Here is a 389-nt window from a genome sequence, read left to right on the forward strand (position 1 = left end):
GTCCCACTTATGGCTATGCGCGCGCCGCAAGATCAAGTTGCCGGGCGCGTTTTCCGCGGAAATAGGACTTTACCCACGGTTCCTCGCTCTTCAGCATGTCGTCGATGGTGCCTTCGACCAGCACTTTCTTCTTGCCGAGCACGGCCACCCGGTCGCAAGCGGTGAACAGCGTGTCGAGATCGTGCGTCACCATGTAGACGGTCAGATCCATCGTATCGCGCAGCTTGACCACCAGCTCGTCGAACTCCGCCGCGCTGATCGGATCGAGGCCCGATGTCGGCTCGTCGAGGAAGACGATGTCGGGATCGAGCGCGAGCGCCCGGGCCAGCGCGGCGCGCTTGATCATGCCGCCGGACAGTTCGGACGGGAATTTCTGCGCTGCGTCGGGC

Annotated in this window: 1 protein-coding gene; it reads right to left on the bottom strand. The window is 63.2% G+C overall.

Annotation, left to right across the window (positions count from 1 at the left end):
- Positions 1 to 13: 13 nt before the first annotated feature.
- Positions 14 to 389 (bottom strand): ATP-binding cassette domain-containing protein (locus tag EN750_RS39040; RefSeq protein ID WP_127399547.1); only part of this gene is annotated, 376 nt, incomplete at its 5' end.

Source organism: Mesorhizobium sp. M7A.F.Ca.ET.027.03.2.1, from assembly GCF_003999175.1.
Taxonomy (GTDB): domain Bacteria; phylum Pseudomonadota; class Alphaproteobacteria; order Rhizobiales; family Rhizobiaceae; genus Mesorhizobium.